The following is a 17033-nucleotide window of genomic DNA, read 5'->3' on the forward strand; positions in this document are numbered from 1 at the left end:
GCGCAGGGTTTCCTGGCACTTCGCTTCGCCGCAGGAGACGGCGATGATTTCGGTGACAACGCCCTTTTCTTTCAAGCGAACCGCCTCTTCGACGGCGATTTCGTCGAAGGGATTCATGCTCATCTTGACGTTGGCGATGTCGACGCCCGTGCCGTCGGACTTGACGCGGACCTTGACGTTGTAGTCGACGACCCGCTTGACGGGGACAAGAACCTTCATTGGTGTGACTCCATTGGATTGCGAAACCGGGGTGAATTTGCAGGAAAACGGGACATTTTAGGACCGCCCGCCTTGCGTACCCTGCCTATATCAAATCTCTCAAATCTCGTGGCGCCGACCTTGCCGTCAAAAAACGAACGGTCGTGCTTTTTTCACGATTATAGGTCAGCATCCATCGTTTTGGACAAAGACTTCGGTAAGGATTCGATTCGAAGAACGCGCTGAGGATTGGAAATGCTGATGCCCGCGGCGCGCAGCGCCTCGAGGATCGTGATGTTGATGTCCGAGCGCAGGTTCACCTGCCCCTTGTCCGGATCGGAAACCCAGAAGTTCAAGCTGAACTCCAGGCCATCGGGCGTGAAGTTCAACAAATAGGCCGCGGGTGCCGGGTCGCTCATGACGCGCGACTGCGCCGTTGCCGCGTCGCACATGATCTCCTGCACTTTCGAAACGCTGCTGTCGTAGCCCACCACGATGTTCGTGGTGATGCCGAACTTGCGGTCGGCAATCGACAGGTTCTCGACCCGGTTGGTGATGAGCGACTCGTTCGGCACGATCGCCTCGCGGCCGTTGCCGGCGCGGATGAGCGTGTAGCGCGTCTTGATGTCGGTGATGCGGCCCTCGAAGGTGTCGACCTTGACGTTGTCGCCGATGCGGATGGAACGCTCCAGCAGGATCACGAAGCCGCTGATGTAGTTGGCCGCGAGCTTCTGCAAGCCGAAGCCCAAGCCCACGCCGAGCGCGCCACCCAGCACCGAGAGCGCCGTGAGGTCCACGCCCACACTCGACAGCGCGAACAACAGGCCCACGAGCAGAAGCACGGCACGCACCGCATTCGACGCCACCTTGCGCATCGACAGGTCGTGGATCGCTTCGTCGAGCAGGCGTTTTTCGACGGTGGAGGATATCCACAGCGCGATCATCAGGACCAGGCCGGCGGAGAACACCCCGTCGAGGATCGTGCGCAGGCTGACGTGCGTCTTGCCAAAGGCCAAGGTGATCTGGTCGAGCTGTTCGAGCAGCCACGGCAGGAGGCCCACCGTCCACAGCACCGCGCCCACCCATGCGAACCAGGTGACGGCGCGTTCGGTCAGGCGAACCAGTTCGGATTTCGGGAACACCGCCGCGAGCACGCGCGCGACGAGCCGCACCACCACCAGCGCCAGGAACACCGACACGGCCGCCTCGAGCACGAGCACGGTCTGCACCTGCTGGAGCGCCCGCCGCGCCAGGTCGGAAAACAGGAGCGCAAGCAGCGGGAAAAGCAGGCCATCGAAGACGCGCGCGCCGAACCAGATCGAATCCTTGCGCTGGCCGCGTCCGACCCAATGGCAAATGCCCCATGCAACCACGATGCAGCCCGCCAGGGCCGCCGCTTCAATCCACAGACTTTGCGCGTGGACCTGGTTCAGCCTCGAAAAGAAATCTTGCATCCGTCGTCAAAGACCTGCCAGCACACGCACATGCGCCTCAACACTGCCCGCCAGCGCATTGAAGTGATAGCCGCCTTCGAGCATCGACACGATGCGGCCCTTGGCGTGGCGCCGCGCCACGTCGAACACACGGCTCGTGATCCACGAAAAGTCGTTCTCGTTGAGCGCGAGCTGGCCCAGTTCGTCGTCGCGGTGCGCATCGAAGCCTGCGCTGATGAAGATCATCTGCGGCTTGAATTCTTCCAGCCGCGGCATCCACAGGCACTCGATGATCTCGCGCACGTCCATGCCGCGGCTGTAGGCCGGCACGGGCACGTTGAGCATGTTGGGCGCCGGGTTGTCGGCGCCGCTGTAAGGGTAGAACGGGTGCTGGAAGATGCCGACCATCAGCACGTGCGGATCGTTCGACAGGATGTCTTCCGTGCCGTTGCCGTGGTGCACGTCGAAATCGACCACGGCCACGCGCTCCAGCCCGTGCTTTTCGATGGCATGGCGCGCGGCAATCGCCACGTTGTTGAAGAAGCAGAAGCCCATCGCCTTGTCACGGCAGGCATGGTGGCCGGGCGGGCGCACGGCGCAAAAGGCGTTCTCCAGCTCGCCGGCCATGACGGCATCGGTCGCGGCAATGACAGCGCCGGCCGCGCGGCGGGCCGCCAGCATGGTGAAGGTGTTGATGGACGTGTCCGGATCGACCGCGGCATGTGTCGGACCGCCCACGGATATCGCATCGGTGAGGCGTTGCGCCAGCGCCTGCAAGTGCTCAACATGCTCTTCGGAGTGCGCACGCAACAGTTGATCGAGCGTGGCCAGCGGCACATCGCAATGTTCAAGCGCATCGCCAACGCCGCTGCTGAGCAGCCTGTCCTCGATGGCGTCCAGGCGCTCCGGGCATTCGGGATGGCCCTTGCCCATCTCGTGCTTCCAGAAATCGCGATGTGTGAAGTAACCCGTCTTGCCCATGATTCGGCTTTTCGGCCCGAAGGTCTTTTACGGCAAAGACCGCTGACCTACGGTATGGTTTGCAAATGGATACAAAAATGGACGTTGCGGCAAAGCTCGCCAGTTTGCTGGGTCAGCTTAACACGGTGATTGTGGGAAAAGAGGCCCAGGTGCGCGACTGCGTGGCCTGTCTGCTGGCGGGCGGGCACCTGCTCATCGAAGACGTTCCGGGGGTGGGCAAGACCACGCTGGCCCACGCGCTCTCCCACACCTTCGGTCTGCACTTTTCGCGCGTGCAGTTCACGGCCGACCTGATGCCGGGCGACCTCTCCGGCGTGGCCATCTACGACCGCGGACAGCAAACTTTCGTATTCCATCCCGGACCGATTTTTGCGCAGGTGCTGTTGGCCGACGAAATCAATCGCGCCAGCCCGAAAACCCAAAGCGCGCTGCTGGAAGCGATGGAAGAAAAGCAGGTCACCATCGAAGGCGAGACGCGCGCCCTGCCCACGCCGTTTTTCGTGATCGCGACCCAAAACCCCAACGAGCAGCTGGGGACGTTCGCCTTGCCGGAATCGCAGCTCGACCGCTTCCTGATGCGCATTTCGCTCGGCTACCCCGACCGCGCGGCCGAACGCGCGCTGCTGGCGGGCGCGGATCGGCGCGAGCTGCTGGCGCAGCTGCCTGCCCTGCTCACGGCCGGCGAACTGAACGCCCTGCAGCAACGCGTGCAACAGGTGCACGCGGCGGAGCCCTTGCTCAACTACGTGCAGGACCTGATGGCGGCCACGCGCTCCGGGCGATGGTTCCTGCAGGGCCTGTCGCCGCGCGCGGGCATCGCGCTGCTGCGCGCCGCCAAGGCGCAGGCGCTGCTGGCCAATCGCGACTACGTGGCGCCCGACGACGTGCAGGCCGTGCTGCCGCAGACCATTGCGCACCGGCTGACGCCCGTCGGCGACGCCGGTCGCGGTGCGGTCGAGCAGGTGCGCGCGATGATGGCCGCCGTTCCCCTGCCATGACGGGACCCAGGCCGTGATTGCCACGATCAGACGGCAAATCGACGGGTGGTTCCTTTCGCGCCGGCCGCCGTCGGACCGGCTTGAACTCACGCAACGCAACGTCTACATCGTGCCGACACGGGCGGGATGGATGCTGGGCGCGACGGTGCTGGTGCTGCTCATCGGCTCGATCAACTACCAGCTCAACCTGGGCTACCTGCTGACCTTCCTGCTGGCCGGTTGTGTCGCGGTCGGCATGCACGTGTGCCACGCGACGCTGCGCGGGCTGGCGATGCATCTGGTACAGCCCGATGCGCAGTTTGCCGGCGCGGCCGCTGTGTTTCGCGTGGTGCTGGACAACACGCGGCGCAGCGTGCGCTACGGCATCGGCATGGCGGTGCGCGGCAGCGGCCAATGGGCGTGGTGCGATGTGCCCGCGCAAGGCAGCGCCACCGTCGAGATTGCGTTCAAGCCCGAGCGGCGCGGACTGCACGCGGTGCCGCCGCTGACGGCGGAAACGCGCTTTCCGCTGGGCACCTTTCGCGTCTGGACGGTGTGGCGTCCGGCCGCCAAGGTGCTGGTGTACCCGACGCCCGAATTGCACCCGCCGCCGCTTCCGCCCGGCGAACCCATGAGCGGCTCGCCCGCCGTGGCCAGCGCCCGCATGCAGAACGCCGGCGAGTACGACGGCATGCGCGCCTATCGTCGCGGCGATCCGCTCAAGATGGTGGTGTGGAAGAAAGCAGCCCGCGCGCAAGCCGCGGGCTCGGACGAACTTTTCAGCCGCGACACGCAGCAGGCGCAACGCCAGGAGCTGTGGCTCGACGCATTGCACACCGGCCTGCCGGGCCACGAGGCGCGCCTGTCCCGCCTGTGTGCGTGGGTGCTCATGGCCGACCGGCTGGGCGTGGACTACGGCCTGCGACTGCCGGGCCGGACCCTGGCGCCTTCGCAGGGCGAAGCGCACAAGCGCCAATGCCTGGAGGTGCTTGCGACATGCTGAAGGCTGTCCCGCATCCCCTGCGAGCGATCGCGGCGACAAGGGGCCGGTCATGAAGTCGCGCCTGGCCCGCCTCGGCGCTTTGCCGCGCGATGCGCGCGACACACTCTTCCTGCTTTGCGTGATCGCGCTGATCGTGCTGCCGCAGGTGAGCCACCTGCCGTGGTGGTGCACCGCCCTGACCGTGGTCATCCTGGGATGGCGCGGCACCCTCGCCGTTCAGGCCAAGCCGCTGCCGGGCATGTGGATGCGCCTGACCCTGCTGGGCGCTGCGCTCGTGGCCACCGGGATCACCTACCGCACCCTGCTGGGCCGCGACGCCGGGGTCACGCTGGTGGTGCTGCTGCTGGCGATGAAGACGCTGGAACTGCGCGCGCGGCGCGATGCCTTCGTCATCTTCTTCCTGGGCTTCTTTGCGATGCTCACGAACTTCTTCTACTCGCAGGCGCTGCTGACGGCGCTGGCGATGCTGCTGGCCCTGCTGGGACTGCTCACCGCACTGGTCAACGCCCACATGCCGGTGGGACGCCCGCCGCTCATGCAGGCCGCGCGCACGGCCGCTTCCATGGCGCTCCTGGGCGCGCCCATCATGGTCGCGCTGTTCGTGCTGTTTCCGCGCATGGCGCCGCTGTGGGGCACGCCGAGCGACGCGATGGCCGGGCGCACGGGCCTGTCGAACACGATGCGTGTCGGCGCGGTCGCGGAACTCGCACTGGACAGCACCATCGCCGCGCGCATCCAGTTCGAGAACAACCGGATTCCGCCGCAGCGCGAGCTCTACTTTCGCGGCCCGGTGCTCGCGCAGTTCGACGGGCAGGAATGGAAGGCGCTTTCATCCTTTGCGGCGGCGCGGGTGCCGACCAACCTCAAGGTGCAGGGCGCGCCGGTGCGCTACGAAGTCACGCTCGAGCCCGCCAACCACCCCTGGCTTCTGACGCTGGACGTGGCTCCCACTGCACCGGATGCGCCGGGCTACGAACTGCAGCAAACGGGCGACCTTCAATGGATGAGCAACCGCCCGACGACCGATATGGTGCGCTATCGGGCCGTGAGCTTTCCCCAATACACGAGCGGACCGGTCAATCGCGTGGCAGGCCTGCAGGCCTACACGGCGCTGCCGACCGGCTTGAACCCGCGCACCGTCGCCCTCGCGGCGCAGATGCGCGCGGACCCGGCGCTCAGCGGCCGCCGGACGGCCGACTTCGTGCGCGCTGCACTGGAGCGCCTGCGAACGGGCGGCTACAGCTACACGCTCGATCCCGGCGTCTACGGGCTGGACTCGGCCGATGAGTTCTGGTTCGACCGCAAGGAAGGCTTCTGCGAGCACATTTCTTCCGCCTTTGCCGTGCTGATGCGCGCGGCAGGCATCCCGGCGCGCATCGTCACGGGCTACCAGGGCGGCGAGATCAACGACGTCGATGGCTTCTGGACGATCCGGCAAAGCGACGCCCACGCATGGACCGAGGTCTGGCAGGAAGGCACGGGCTGGGTGCGCGTGGACCCCACCGCGGCCGTCTCGCCGGGACGCGTGGGCGCCTTCCAGCGGCTGGCCGCGCCCACCGGCGTGTTCGCCGGCGCCTTCAACGCCATGAGCCCGACCTTTGCGCAGCACGTTCGCGCGGCATGGGAAGCAGTGAACAACGGCTGGAACCAGTGGGTGCTCAACTACACGCAGGGTCGCCAGCTCAACCTGCTCAAGAACATCGGATTCAGCGCGCCGAGCATGCAGGACCTTGTCTCCCTGCTGCTCGCCCTGCTGATCGGCGTCAGCCTCGCGGGCGCGGCGTGGACGCTGTGGGAACGCAGCCAGCACGATCCGTGGCTGCGCCTGCTGGCGCGCACGCGCACCCGTCTTCAACGCGCCGGCGTCGACCTGCCCGAATCGGTGCCGCCACGCGAGATGGCGAAACGATTGCGCAACCAGTTTGGCGAGTCTGTTGATGACGTTTGCGAGTGGCTCCTGCGCCTGGAATCGCAGCGCTACAGCCCTGCGCCGGCACAAGCCCTGTCCGCATTGCGTGCGGAATTCACACGATTGCACTGGCCGCGCTGAAACGGGGTGTGACGCTGCGCGGGCGCGGCGAATCCGGGCGGCACAATGCGCCGATGCGCCGCCTCTTTCCGTTGTCCTCCTCCTTGTCCTGCTCGCTGAAAGCTGTTCCGCTCGCCCTTGCCTTGCTGGCCTTTGGCGTCTGCGCCAGCGCGGCCACCCCTCACAAGAAACCGTCGGGCAAGCATCCCGCTGCAACGCAGGCCGCCTCCAGCGGCGCCAGCGCCGTGCGCGGCGGCGTGCCGTATTCGACGCGCGAGGACGCCATGCAGTTTGCGGACGAAATCGCCGCCAGGCGCAACCTCGATCGCGAGTGGGTGCGTGCCACGATCGGCAACGCACGTTTTCTCTCCAACGTTCCGCGCCTGATGCTCCCGGCGCCGGTGGGCACGCCGAAGAACTGGCGCGCCTACCGCGGCCGCTTCATCGATCAGACCCGCATTGCCGCCGGCGCGCGCTTCTGGCGCGCGAACTCGGTGACGCTGGCGCGGGCCGAAGGCCAGTTCGGCGTGCCGCCCGAGATCATCGTGGGCATCATCGGCGTGGAAACCATCTATGGCCAGAACATGGGCAGCTTCCGGGTGATCGACGCGCTGGCCACCCTGTCGTTCGACTTTCCCGATGGCCACCCGCGCGCGGCCGAGCGCAGGGCTTTCTTCCGCGGCGAACTCGAGAGCTTCCTGAGCACCGAAAGCCGCACCGCCGAAGACCCGATGGCGCCGCTGGGCAGCTACGCCGGCGCCATGGGCATGCCGCAGTTCATGCCCAGCAGCATCGCGAAGTACGCGGTCGATTTCGACGGCGACGGCCGCATCGACCTCGTGCACAGCACCGCCGACGTGATCGGCTCGGTGGCGAACTACTTCAAGGCCTTCGGCTGGGAACCTGGCCGTCCGGCGGTCTTTCCGGTGGACTTTGATGAAGCGCGCCTGAAGAAGTCGGTGCTCCTGGCACCGGACATCGTGCCCACCTTCAGCGCCGACAGCTTCGTGGCCGCAGGCGCGGTGCTGGACCGCAAGGCCGAGCAGTACAAGGGCCTGCTGGCACTCATCGAATTGCAGAACGGCAACGACGCGCCAACCTATTACGCAGGCACCAAGAACTTCTACGTCATCACGCGGTACAACTGGAGCAGTTACTACGCGATGTCCGTGCTGGATCTGGGCAATGCGATCAAGGCGTCGATGGATCAGTGACGATGCGTGAGCCGCTGCAGTCGTCGTGGCAAGAGGCATGGGCCGATATTGGGGTCGCAGTTCCCGATGAAGCGCTGTTCAACGAATTGGTGGCGCGCTACAGCGAGCCGCAGCGCCACTACCACACCCTGCAACACCTGCGCGAGTGCCTCGACGGCTTTGAACGCGAACGCGCTTCAGCCGAACGGCCGGGAGAGGTTGCGCTGGCGCTCTGGTTCCACGATGCCATCTACGACCTGAACGCGCACGACAACGAAGCACGCAGCGCCGATTGGGCGCGCAGCGCGCTGCTTGCGGCCGGCGCCGCCGCAGATGTCGCGGAGCGGGTGCATTCACTGGTCATGGCCACGCGGCACGACGTGCAACCCGTCGATGCCGATGCGCGATTGCTGGTCGACATCGACCTGTCGATCCTTGGCGCGCCTGCTGAACGCTTCGCGGAATACGAGCAGCAGATCCGCCGCGAATACGCGCACGTGCCCCAGGACACCTTCGAAGCGCGACGCCGCCAGATACTGGCCAGCTTCCTGGCACGCGACCCGCTCTACCAGACACCCGGTGTTCGGGCACGTTGCGAAGCCAGCGCGCGCGCCAACCTGCGCCACGCCATCGGCTGAGCATCAACTTGCAGCGAAGCGCGCGGGCGCGAGCACCCGTGCCGTCGCATCCACGATCACGCCCTCCCCCATTGACGTCGGCTCCCCCGTCAGCGACGTGATGTTCACCTGATGTGTGACCCAGACCTCGAAGGTCCCCGATGGGATCGAGGCCAGGGCGTCGCGCAGCAACTGGTTGGCGGCCGGGGACTGTGCGCGATCGTTGAACATGGAGTTGAGCGCGGGCCATGGCGTGTGGCGTCCGAAGGCCAGTTGCGCGGTGTCGATGCAGCGGCACCAGGCGCTGCACCGCACGGCAGAAGGCTTCAACCGCTGCGCCGCAAACCACTCGCCGATGCGCCGGGATTGCGCACGTCCCGAGTCGCTGAGGTTGCGCTGCGTGCTGCAGTCGCCCAGCTTGAACTCCGGCGGATCGCCGACGCCCGGCGTCGTTTGGGCGTGGCGCAGGAGCACTGCGCACGCGCCGGCGCGCAAGAGCCCGATCGCTGCCGGATCGGCGTGCACCCGGCTGCCGACAAAGGGCAGCATCGCCAGCCCAAGCCATTGACGTCTTTGCATGGGCGTCACACTAACAAAGCACCCGACCCCAATGCAAAAAGGGCTGCCGCACCCGAAAGTGCAGCAGCCCCAAGTGGCAACTATTGACTGCCTGCGCTCAGCGCACCTTGCCTTCCTTCCAGGCACCCAGCAGCTTGTCGTAGTCGATGGTCTCACCCTTCGGCTTTTCGTTGGCCAGCTTCGCCCACGGTGCGTGCTCCGTGCTCAGCCACTTGGCGGGGTCGCCCTTGGGATTGAGCTTGGGTGCGCACTTGGCCATGCCCGCGCGTTCCAGGCGGGCCATCACGTCGTCCATCTCGTTGGCCAGGTTGTCCATCGCCGCCTGCGGGGTCTTCTCGCCCGTCACGGCCTCGGCCACGTTTTTCCACCACAGCTGCGCGAGCTTGGGGTAGTCGGGCACGTTGGTGCCGGTTGGCGACCAGGCCACGCGCGCCGGGCTGCGGTAGAACTCGACCAGGCCACCCAGCTTGGGCGCCATGTCGGTCATCGCCTGCGACTGGATGTCGGACTCGCGGATCGGCGTCAGGCCGACGATGGTCTTCTTCAGCGAAGTCGTCTTGGACGTGATGAACTGCCCGTAGAGCCAGGCGGCCGCCGTCTTGTTCTCGTCATGGTCCGCGAAGAAGGTCCATGAGCCCACGTCCTGGTAGCCGTTCTGCATGCCCTGCTTCCAGTACGGGCCGTTCGGGCCGGGCGCCATGCGCCACTTCGGCGTGCCGTCGTCGTTGACCACCGGCAGGCCCTTCTTGGTCATGTCCGCGGTGAAGGCGGTGTACCAGAAGATCTGCTGCGCAATCTGGCCCTGCGCCGGCACGGGGCCGGCTTCGCCGAAGGTCATGCCGGTGGCTTCCTTGGGGGCGTACTTCTTCATCCAGTCGACGTACTTGGTGAGCGCGTAGACGGCGGCCGGCGAATTGGTGCCGCCGCCGCGCGCGACCGATGCGCCCACCGGCGTGCACTTGTCGTCAGCCACGCGGATGCCCCACTCGTCAATCGGCAGGCCGTTGGGATTGCCGATGTCTGCCTCGCCAGCCATCGAGAGCCACGCGTCGGTGAAACGCCAGCCCAGCGACGGGTCCTTCTTGCCGTAGTCCATGTGGCCGTAGATGGGCTTGCCGTCGATGGTCTTCACGTCGACGCTGAAGAACTCTGCGATGTCTTCATATGCGCTCCAGTTGAGCGGCACGCCCAGGTCATAGCCGTACTTGGCCTTGAACTTCTCCTTGAGTTCCGGCTTGGCGAACAGGTCGGCGCGGAACCAGTAGAGATTGGCGAACTGCTGGTCGGGCAACTGGTAGAGCTTGCCGTCCGGCGCGGTGGTGAACTTGGTGCCGATGAAGTCCTTCAGGTCCAGCCCGGGGTTGGTGTACTCCTTGCCTTTGCCTTCCATGTAGTCGGTCAGGTTCATGACCTTGCCGTAGCGGTAGTGCGTACCGATCAGGTCGGAGTCGGAGATCCAGCCGTCGTAGATCGACTTGCCCGACTGCATCGACGTCTGCAACTTCTCGACCACGTCGCCTTCCTGGATCAGGTCATGCTTGACCTTGATGCCGGTGATCTCCTCGAAGGCCTTGGCCATGGTCTTGGATTCGTACTCGTGCGTGGTGATGGTCTCGGACACGACCGAGATCTCCGTCACGCCCTTGGCCTTGAGCTTGGCGGCCGCATCGGCGAACCACTTGAGTTCGGCCTGCTGCTGTTCCTTGGAAAGCGTGGACGGGGTGAATTCCTCGATCCACTTGCTGACCGCATCGGAGGCGGCCGGCGCTGCTGCGGCCGGAGGAGCCGCGGGCGCTGCCGGAGCAGGTGCCGCGGCCGGCGGCGCGGCCGGTGCAGCGGGTTCTTCCTTCTTGCCGCACGCCGCGATCGCCAGTGCAGCGGCCAGCGCCAGTGCTGTGTAACGCGTCTTCATCCTCTTGTCTCCTCGGTGGTCGCCTTCCCGTTCCAGAATCTTGTTCGGCCCCGGGAAGGCGGGGAGCCGGATTCGAATGTTCTTGCTCTTTTGTCTTGTTGCCGTTCAGCCCTTGCGCATGACCAGCGCGAGGACAAACATCGAAATGACGAAGCCGATCCAGATCGACGGTTCCGCGTCCAGGCTCAGCCAGTCCTTGAACTTGCCGGCGAGGCCGACGAATGCGAGGTTCACATAGGCAGCCGACAACAGGCCGATGAACAGCCTGTCGCCGCGCGTGGTTTCAAGCGGTAGCCAGCCACGCCGCATCGTGGTGGGCGACTTGATTTCCCACAGCGTCATGCCCACCAGCATGATGGCGATGCAGGTGAAGAACACCGCCACCGGCGTGGTCCAGACCATCCACTTGAACATGTCATGTCTCCTTGTCTTGCTCCTTCCCCCTCCGGGGGAAGGTTGGGATGGGGGCATGCGTCCCTTGCTGACGCCCGGTGCCCCCACCCCTGCCCTCCCCCGGCGGGGGAGGGAGAAAATTCAAACCCGTCCCATCGCGAAGCCCTTCGCGATGTAGTGACGCACGAACCAGATCACGATCGCGCCCGGCACGATGGTCAGCACACCCGCAGCCGCCAAGGTCGCCCAGTCCATGCCCGAAGCACTCACCGTTCGCGTCATCGTCGCGACGATCGGCTTGGCGTTCACGCTGGTGAGCGTGCGCGCCAGCAGCAACTCCACCCAGCTGAACATGAAGCAGAAGAACGCCGCGACACCCACACCGGCCTTGATGAGCGGCAGGAAAATCGTGAGGAAGAAGCGCGGAAACGAATAGCCGTCGATGTACGCCGTCTCATCGATCTCGCGCGGAATGCCGCTCATGAAACCTTCGAGGATCCACACCGCCAAGGGCACGTTGAAGAGCAAATGCGCCAGCGCCACGCCCAGGTGCGTGTCCATCAGCCCGACGGTGCTGTAGAGCTGGAAGAAGGGCAGCAGGAACACGGCCGGCGGCGTCATCCGGTTGGTCAGCAGCCAGAAGAACACATGCTTGTCGCCCAGGAAGGAATAGCGCGAAAACGCATAGGCGGCCGGCAGCGCCACCGTGAGCGAAATCACCGTGTTGATGCCCACGTAGATCAGGCTGTTGATGTACCCCGAGTACCAAGACGCATCGGTGAAGATGCGCACATAGTTCGACAGCGTGAACTCGCGCGGAAAGAACGAGAAGCTCGACAGGATCTCCACGTTCGTCTTGAAGCTCATGTTGATCATCCAGTAGATGGGCAACAGCGCGAACAGGATGTACAGCACCAGGAAGATGCTGCGCTTGTGGAAGCGGTTGTCGTTCATTTGACCTCCTCCAGATCCTGCGTCCCCACCCTTTGCATCCAGTTGTAGAGCATGAAGCACAGCAACAGGATGATGAGGAAATAAATCAGCGAGAACGCAGCCGCCGGCCCCAGGTCAAACTGCCCGACCGCCTTCTGCGTCAGGTACTGGCTCAGGAAAGTCGTCGCGTTCCCCGGCCCGCCCCCCGTCAGCACAAAGGGCTCCGTGTAGATCATGAAGCTGTCCATGAAGCGCAGCAGCACCGCGATCATCAACACACCGCGCATCTTGGGCAGCTGGATGTAGCGAAACACCGCGAACTTGCTGGCGCCATCGATGCGCGCCGCCTGGTAGTACGCATCCGGAATGGAACGCAGCCCCGCGTAGCACAGCAGCGCCACCAGCGGCGTCCAGTGCCACACATCCATGATCAACACCGTGATCCACGCATGCGTCGCATTGCCCGTGTAGCTGTAGTTGATGCCCATCTGCAGCAGCAGGTGACCGAGCAGGCCGATGTCGCTGCGCCCGTAGATCTGCCAGATCGTGCCAACCACGTTCCACGGAATGAGCAGCGACAGCGCAACGATCACCAGCACTGCCGATGCCTTCCATCCGGTGGCCGGCATCGACAACGCCAGTGCGATGCCCAAGGGGATTTCAACCACCAGCACCGCAATCGAGAACGTCAGCTGCCGCCACAACGCCGCATGCAATTCACTGTCACGCATCACCGAGGAGAACCACTCCGTGCCCACGAACACGCGCCGCTCCGGCGAGATGATGTCCTGCACCGAATAGTTGACCACCGTCATCAAGGGCACGATGGCCGAGAAAGCCACGCAGATCAGCACCGGCAGCACCAGCAGCCATGCCTTCTGGTTGATCGGTTTCGTCGTCGAGTTCATGCGACCAACTCCTCGTTGCGGTAATAGCAGGTGTGGGCGTCCAGCACGCGCAGCCACACTGCCTCGCCAACCTCGGGCAATTCGGCGCCGCCCGGCAATCGCGCCTTCAGCGTCCCGCCTTCGACGGAGGCCGTCAACAACGTGTGCGTGCCGATGTCCTGCAGCCGTGTCACCGTGCCGGGAACGGCTCCCGCCGCATAGATCGGCGCCAGGCGCAGGTACTCAGGGCGGATACCCACCTTGAGCAAGCCGTCCGGCAAGGGGCGCGGGGCGTCCAGCCGTGTGCCGGCCAATTGCACCCGGCCCCCGCTGCTTTCGGCCGAGAGAAAGTTCATGCCCGGCGAGCCGATGAAGTGGCCGACAAAGGTGTGCGCCGGCCGCTCGAACAGCGCCTCGGCATTGCCGACCTGCACCGCCTTGCCGCGCGTCATGACGACGACCTCGTCGGCAAAGGTGAGCGCCTCGACCTGGTCGTGCGTGACGTAGATCAGCGTCAACTTCAATTCGCGGTGGATCTGCTTGAGCTTGCGCCGCAGTTGCCACTTGAGGTGGGGATCGATCACCGTGAGCGGCTCGTCGAAGAGCACGGCCGACACGTCTTCGCGCACGAGGCCGCGGCCCAGTGAGATCTTCTGCTTGGCATCAGCGGCAAGGCCCGCCGCACGCTGGTTGAGTTGCCCACTCAGTTCCAGCATCTCGGCAATACGCCCCACGCGCTGCTTGATGCGGTCCGCCGGCACCTGCCGATTGCGCAGCGGAAAGGCCAGGTTCTCCGCCACAGTCATGGTGTCGTAGATCACCGGGAACTGGAAGACCTGCGCGATGTTGCGCTCCTGCGGCGTGGCGCCGGTGACGTCCCCGCCATCGAACTTCACGGTTCCTTGCGAAGGCGTGAGCAGGCCCGAGATGATGTTGAGCATCGTCGTCTTGCCGCAGCCCGAGGGGCCGAGCAAGGCGTAGGCGCCGCCGTCGCGGAAGCTCATCTTCAGCGGCAGCAGCGCATAGTCGCTGTCCTGCTTCGGATGGGGCCGATAGGCGTGGGCCAGGTCGAGGTCGATGCGCGCCATGTCAGTTCCCCTTTCGCCAGTCGGGCGCCACCACCAGTTGGCCGCCACTGTCGAACACGTAGGCGCTGGCGAGGCGAAAGCGCAGGGTCACGGTCGCGCCGAGGTCGAAGCGGTGCACACCGGTGAGCTGCGCCACCAGTTCGCCGGCAGGACTTTGCAAGTGGACGTAGGTGTCGGAGCCTGAGATCTCCGCCAGTTCGACCTTGCCGGGCAAGGCGATATCGCCGTCGTGGCCGGCCACGTCCAGCGCACTGGCGCGCAATCCCACGGTGACGGAACCTTCGACACCATGCGGCAGCGCGATGGGCAATACCAGCCCGTCATCGCCGCCCTTGGCGCCGAGCAGATGGATGCCGTCTGCACTGGATCGTCCCGCCAGCAGGTTCATCGGCGGATCGCTGAAGGCACGCGCCACGCGCAACGACTGCGGCGCATGGAACACCTCGGCCGTCGGGCCGTATTGCAGCAGTTCGCCCGCGTCGAGCACGGCCGTGTAGCCACCCAGCAGCAGCGCTTCACCGGGCTCCGTCGTGGCATAGACGACGGTGGAATCACCCGTCGCGAAAAGGTGAGAAAGCTCTTCGCGCAACTCTTCACGCAGCTTGTAGTCGAGGTTCACCAGCGGCTCGTCGAGCAGCATCAGCGGTGCGTTCTTCGCCAGCGCACGTGCCAGCGCCACGCGCTGTTGTTGTCCACCAGAAAGCTCAGCCGGATAGCGGTCGAGGAACATGCCAATGTGCAGCTTCTCCGCCAGATCGCGCACCTGCGCATCGACGTTGGCCTCGCCGCGCAGGCGCAGCGGCGACGCGATGTTGTCTCCCACCGTGAGCGAGGGGTAGTTGATGAACTGCTGGTACACCATCGCCACGTTGCGCTGGCGCACCGGCACGCCGGTCACGTCCTCGCCATTGACCAGCACCTTGCCGGAGGTCGGCGCATCAAGGCCCGCCATGAGGCGCATGAGGCTGGTCTTGCCCGACTGCGTGGCACCCAGCAACACGGTGACCGCACCACTGCGCGGCGCGATGCTCTGCTCATACAACCACTGTTGGGCGCCCACCTTCTTGGTGACGCGCTCAAGGGACAGTTGCATGGCGGACCTCCTGTTGTTCTTGCATGCCGGCGTGTGCGTTCATCCATGCAGCCACCTGTTGGCGCTCGGCCTCGCCATAGTGCAGGCCAAGCTTGGAGCGCCGCCACAGGACGTCGCTGGCGCTCAGCGCCCATTCCTCGAGCTGCAGATAGCGCAGTTCGCGCTCGTGCAGGCTTGGAGCGACCTCCTCGCCCATGTCGGCCATTGACGCGGCATCGCCGAGCACCCGATCGATGCGCGAACCATAAGCCCGTGCGAGCCGTCTTGCCAAGGGTGCTTCCAACCATGGATGCCTTGTCTCGACGGCCTCCACGAAGCGCCCGAAATCCACATCCGGCCGCTGGGCCTTGCCGATCCACGCCGACAGGTCGCCGCCTGCGAGGAAGGCATTGCCCGTCCATGCAGCGCGCTTTTCGCCGAGCATGCGGCCCACCTCGTCGGCAGCGTCTTCCGCAAGCTTGCGGAAGGTGGTGATCTTGCCTCCCCACACCGACATCAGCGGCGCGGCCGTGGTGTTGGGCTCCAGCAGGTAGTCGCGCGTCACGGCCGAGGGGTCGCCCGATGCGTCGTCCAGCAAGGGGCGCACGCCGGAATAGCTCCACACCACATCGGCACGCGTGACAGGCTCTTCGAAGTAGCGCGAGGCCTGCACGCACAGGTAGTCGATCTCGTCTTCCGCGATGCGGGCGGCACCCGGGTCATCGCCACCCAGTTCGATGTCGGTGGTGCCGATGAGCGTGAAGTCATGCTCGTAGGGAATCGCAAAGATGATCCGCTTGTCCGGGTTCTGGAAGATGTATGCGTGGTTGTGCGCAAAGACCCGCGGCACCACGATGTGGCTGCCCTTGACCAGGCGCAGGCTCTTGGTCGCCAAGGCTTCGCCGCGCGCCGGTTGTGCCACGCCGCGCAAGAAGGATTCCGCCCACGGCCCGGCCGCGTTGACGACGGCCCGTGCCCGCAGGAAGCGCGTGCCTTGCGCGCTCTGCAGCGTGGCGGACCAACCGGTCGCATCGCGGTGCGCCGCGATGCAGCGCGTGCGCGTCAGGATCTCGGCGCCGCGTTCCCGCGCGTCGATGGCGTTGAGCACCACCAGGCGCGCGTCGTCCACCCAGCCGTCCGAGTAAACGAAGCCGCGCTTGAATTCCTTCTTGAGCGGTTCGCCGGCCACATGGCGGCGCAGGTCGATGGTGTGGGAGCCCGGCAGCACTTCGCGATGCGCCAGGTGGTCGTACATGAACAGGCCGATGCGGATCATCCATGCGGGCCGCATCGTCGGGTCGTGCGGCATCACGAATCGCAGCGGCCACATGATGTGCGGCGCGCTCTTGAGCAGCACTTCGCGCTCCTGAAGCGCCTTGCGCACAAGGGAGAACTCGTAGTACTCGAGATAGCGCAACCCGCCGTGGATCAGCTTGGTGGAGGACGACGAAGTGTGCGACGCCAGATCGTCCTTCTCGCACAGCACCACGCGCAAGCCGCGGCCCGCCAAGTCGCGCGCAATGCCGCAGCCATTGATGCCGCCACCGACGATGAGCACATCGCAATCAGCTGTGGGGCTGGCGGGTGGCACGGGGCCCGACGAGAACGAAGAAGAAAGAACAGCGCTCACAAGCGGGTCACCATCCATTCGTGATTTATTGCACACCTAAGCGGCGATTCATTTTCGATTTTTTTCATTTTTATTCTTTATGGCGCGATTTTCCTCGGAGTTTTCCCG

At 65.2% G+C, this 17033-nt stretch carries 16 protein-coding genes; 5 read left to right on the top strand and 11 right to left on the bottom strand.

Annotated elements, in window-relative coordinates; all coding sequences use genetic code 11:
- From QTI66_RS12785 to QTI66_RS12795, 3 genes are all read right to left on the bottom strand, one after another.
- Positions 1-219: electron transfer flavoprotein subunit beta/FixA family protein (locus tag QTI66_RS12785; protein WP_444814991.1), on the bottom strand; the 219-nt coding region annotated here is incomplete at its 3' end.
- 158 nt (positions 220-377) lie between these two features.
- A complete protein-coding gene (locus QTI66_RS12790; protein ID WP_286559995.1) occupies positions 378-1652 on the bottom strand; it encodes a mechanosensitive ion channel family protein in 1275 nt (424 codons plus the stop codon).
- A 6-nt stretch (positions 1653-1658) separates the two neighbouring features.
- Positions 1659-2612, bottom strand: a complete 954-nt coding sequence (locus QTI66_RS12795) for a histone deacetylase family protein (protein WP_286559996.1) — start codon at positions 2610-2612, stop codon at positions 1659-1661.
- A 77-nt stretch (positions 2613-2689) separates the two neighbouring features.
- Between QTI66_RS12795 and QTI66_RS12800 the strand changes: the two genes are divergently transcribed.
- The 5 genes from QTI66_RS12800 to QTI66_RS12820 are packed head-to-tail and all read left to right on the top strand — an operon-like array spanning position 2690 to position 8452.
- Positions 2690-3610, top strand: a complete 921-nt coding sequence (locus tag QTI66_RS12800; RefSeq protein WP_286559997.1) for an AAA family ATPase — start codon at positions 2690-2692, stop codon at positions 3608-3610.
- 13 nt (positions 3611-3623) lie between these two features.
- Positions 3624-4592 carry a DUF58 domain-containing protein gene (locus QTI66_RS12805; RefSeq protein WP_286559998.1) on the top strand — a complete coding sequence of 323 codons (969 nt, stop codon included), beginning with the start codon at positions 3624-3626 and terminating at the stop codon, positions 4590-4592.
- A 49-nt stretch (positions 4593-4641) separates the two neighbouring features.
- Complete coding sequence (locus QTI66_RS12810; RefSeq protein WP_286559999.1) at positions 4642-6642, top strand: transglutaminase TgpA family protein; 2001 nt, start codon at positions 4642-4644, stop codon at positions 6640-6642.
- 53 nt (positions 6643-6695) lie between these two features.
- On the top strand, positions 6696-7835 hold the full coding sequence (mltB, locus tag QTI66_RS12815; RefSeq protein ID WP_286560000.1) for a lytic murein transglycosylase B: 1140 nt from the start codon (positions 6696-6698) through the stop codon (positions 7833-7835).
- Between the two features lie 2 nt (positions 7836-7837).
- Entirely contained in the window at positions 7838-8452 is a 615-nt protein-coding gene (locus QTI66_RS12820) for an HD domain-containing protein (RefSeq protein ID WP_286560001.1), read from the top strand.
- 3 nt (positions 8453-8455) lie between these two features.
- On the opposite strand, the gene QTI66_RS12825 is transcribed toward QTI66_RS12820, so the two are convergent.
- From QTI66_RS12825 to glpD, 8 genes are all read right to left on the bottom strand, one after another.
- Positions 8456-9010 (bottom strand): histidine phosphatase family protein, encoded by a 555-nt coding sequence (locus tag QTI66_RS12825; RefSeq protein WP_286560003.1) that lies wholly within the window; start codon positions 9008-9010, stop codon positions 8456-8458.
- 97 nt (positions 9011-9107) lie between these two features.
- Complete coding sequence (locus tag QTI66_RS12830; protein WP_286560005.1) at positions 9108-10922, bottom strand: ABC transporter substrate-binding protein; 1815 nt, start codon at positions 10920-10922, stop codon at positions 9108-9110.
- Positions 10923-11027: 105 nt separating this feature from the next.
- The gene (locus QTI66_RS12835; RefSeq protein WP_286560006.1) at positions 11028-11336 is read right to left on the bottom strand and encodes a DUF2160 domain-containing protein; all 309 of its coding nucleotides are present in this window, start codon (positions 11334-11336) and stop codon (positions 11028-11030) included.
- Between the two features lie 120 nt (positions 11337-11456).
- Positions 11457-12269 carry a carbohydrate ABC transporter permease gene (locus QTI66_RS12840; protein WP_286560007.1) on the bottom strand — a complete coding sequence of 271 codons (813 nt, stop codon included), beginning with the start codon at positions 12267-12269 and terminating at the stop codon, positions 11457-11459.
- Complete coding sequence (locus QTI66_RS12845; RefSeq protein WP_286560008.1) at positions 12266-13156, bottom strand: carbohydrate ABC transporter permease; 891 nt, start codon at positions 13154-13156, stop codon at positions 12266-12268. The genes QTI66_RS12840 and QTI66_RS12845 overlap by 4 nt, the downstream gene beginning before the upstream one ends.
- Complete coding sequence (locus QTI66_RS12850) at positions 13153-14223, bottom strand: ABC transporter ATP-binding protein (RefSeq protein ID WP_286560009.1); 1071 nt, start codon at positions 14221-14223, stop codon at positions 13153-13155. Before QTI66_RS12850 ends, QTI66_RS12845 begins: the two co-directional genes overlap by 4 nt.
- Position 14224: 1 nt before the next feature.
- Positions 14225-15316: an ABC transporter ATP-binding protein gene (locus QTI66_RS12855; protein WP_286560010.1), complete on the bottom strand. Its 1092-nt coding sequence runs from the start codon at positions 15314-15316 to the stop codon at positions 14225-14227.
- On the bottom strand, positions 15300-16943 hold the full coding sequence (gene glpD, locus QTI66_RS12860) for a glycerol-3-phosphate dehydrogenase (protein WP_444814992.1): 1644 nt from the start codon (positions 16941-16943) through the stop codon (positions 15300-15302). The genes QTI66_RS12855 and glpD overlap by 17 nt, the downstream gene beginning before the upstream one ends.
- Between the last annotated feature and the right edge of the window lie 90 nt (positions 16944-17033).

It is taken from the genome of Variovorax brevis (assembly GCF_030317105.1).
Taxonomy (GTDB): Bacteria; Pseudomonadota; Gammaproteobacteria; order Burkholderiales; family Burkholderiaceae_C; genus Variovorax; species Variovorax brevis.

Coding starts and splice junctions, on each gene's coding strand:
- QTI66_RS12835 (WP_286560006.1), bottom strand. CDS start 11,336: ATGTTCAAGTGGATGGTCTGGACCACGCCGGTGGCGGTGTTCTTCACC.
- QTI66_RS12810 (WP_286559999.1), top strand. CDS start 4,642: ATGAAGTCGCGCCTGGCCCGCCTCGGCGCTTTGCCGCGCGATGCGCGC.
- QTI66_RS12840 (WP_286560007.1), bottom strand. CDS start 12,269: ATGAACGACAACCGCTTCCACAAGCGCAGCATCTTCCTGGTGCTGTAC.
- QTI66_RS12855 (WP_286560010.1), bottom strand. CDS start 15,316: ATGCAACTGTCCCTTGAGCGCGTCACCAAGAAGGTGGGCGCCCAACAG.
- QTI66_RS12845 (WP_286560008.1), bottom strand. CDS start 13,156: ATGAACTCGACGACGAAACCGATCAACCAGAAGGCATGGCTGCTGGTG.
- QTI66_RS12850 (WP_286560009.1), bottom strand. CDS start 14,223: ATGGCGCGCATCGACCTCGACCTGGCCCACGCCTATCGGCCCCATCCG.
- glpD (WP_444814992.1), bottom strand. CDS start 16,943: ATGGATGGTGACCCGCTTGTGAGCGCTGTTCTTTCTTCTTCGTTCTCG.
- QTI66_RS12800 (WP_286559997.1), top strand. CDS start 2,690: ATGGACGTTGCGGCAAAGCTCGCCAGTTTGCTGGGTCAGCTTAACACG.
- QTI66_RS12830 (WP_286560005.1), bottom strand. CDS start 10,922: ATGAAGACGCGTTACACAGCACTGGCGCTGGCCGCTGCACTGGCGATC.
- QTI66_RS12790 (WP_286559995.1), bottom strand. CDS start 1,652: ATGCAAGATTTCTTTTCGAGGCTGAACCAGGTCCACGCGCAAAGTCTG.
- QTI66_RS12825 (WP_286560003.1), bottom strand. CDS start 9,010: ATGCAAAGACGTCAATGGCTTGGGCTGGCGATGCTGCCCTTTGTCGGC.
- QTI66_RS12795 (WP_286559996.1), bottom strand. CDS start 2,612: ATGGGCAAGACGGGTTACTTCACACATCGCGATTTCTGGAAGCACGAG.
- QTI66_RS12820 (WP_286560001.1), top strand. CDS start 7,838: ATGCGTGAGCCGCTGCAGTCGTCGTGGCAAGAGGCATGGGCCGATATT.
- mltB (WP_286560000.1), top strand. CDS start 6,696: ATGCGCCGCCTCTTTCCGTTGTCCTCCTCCTTGTCCTGCTCGCTGAAA.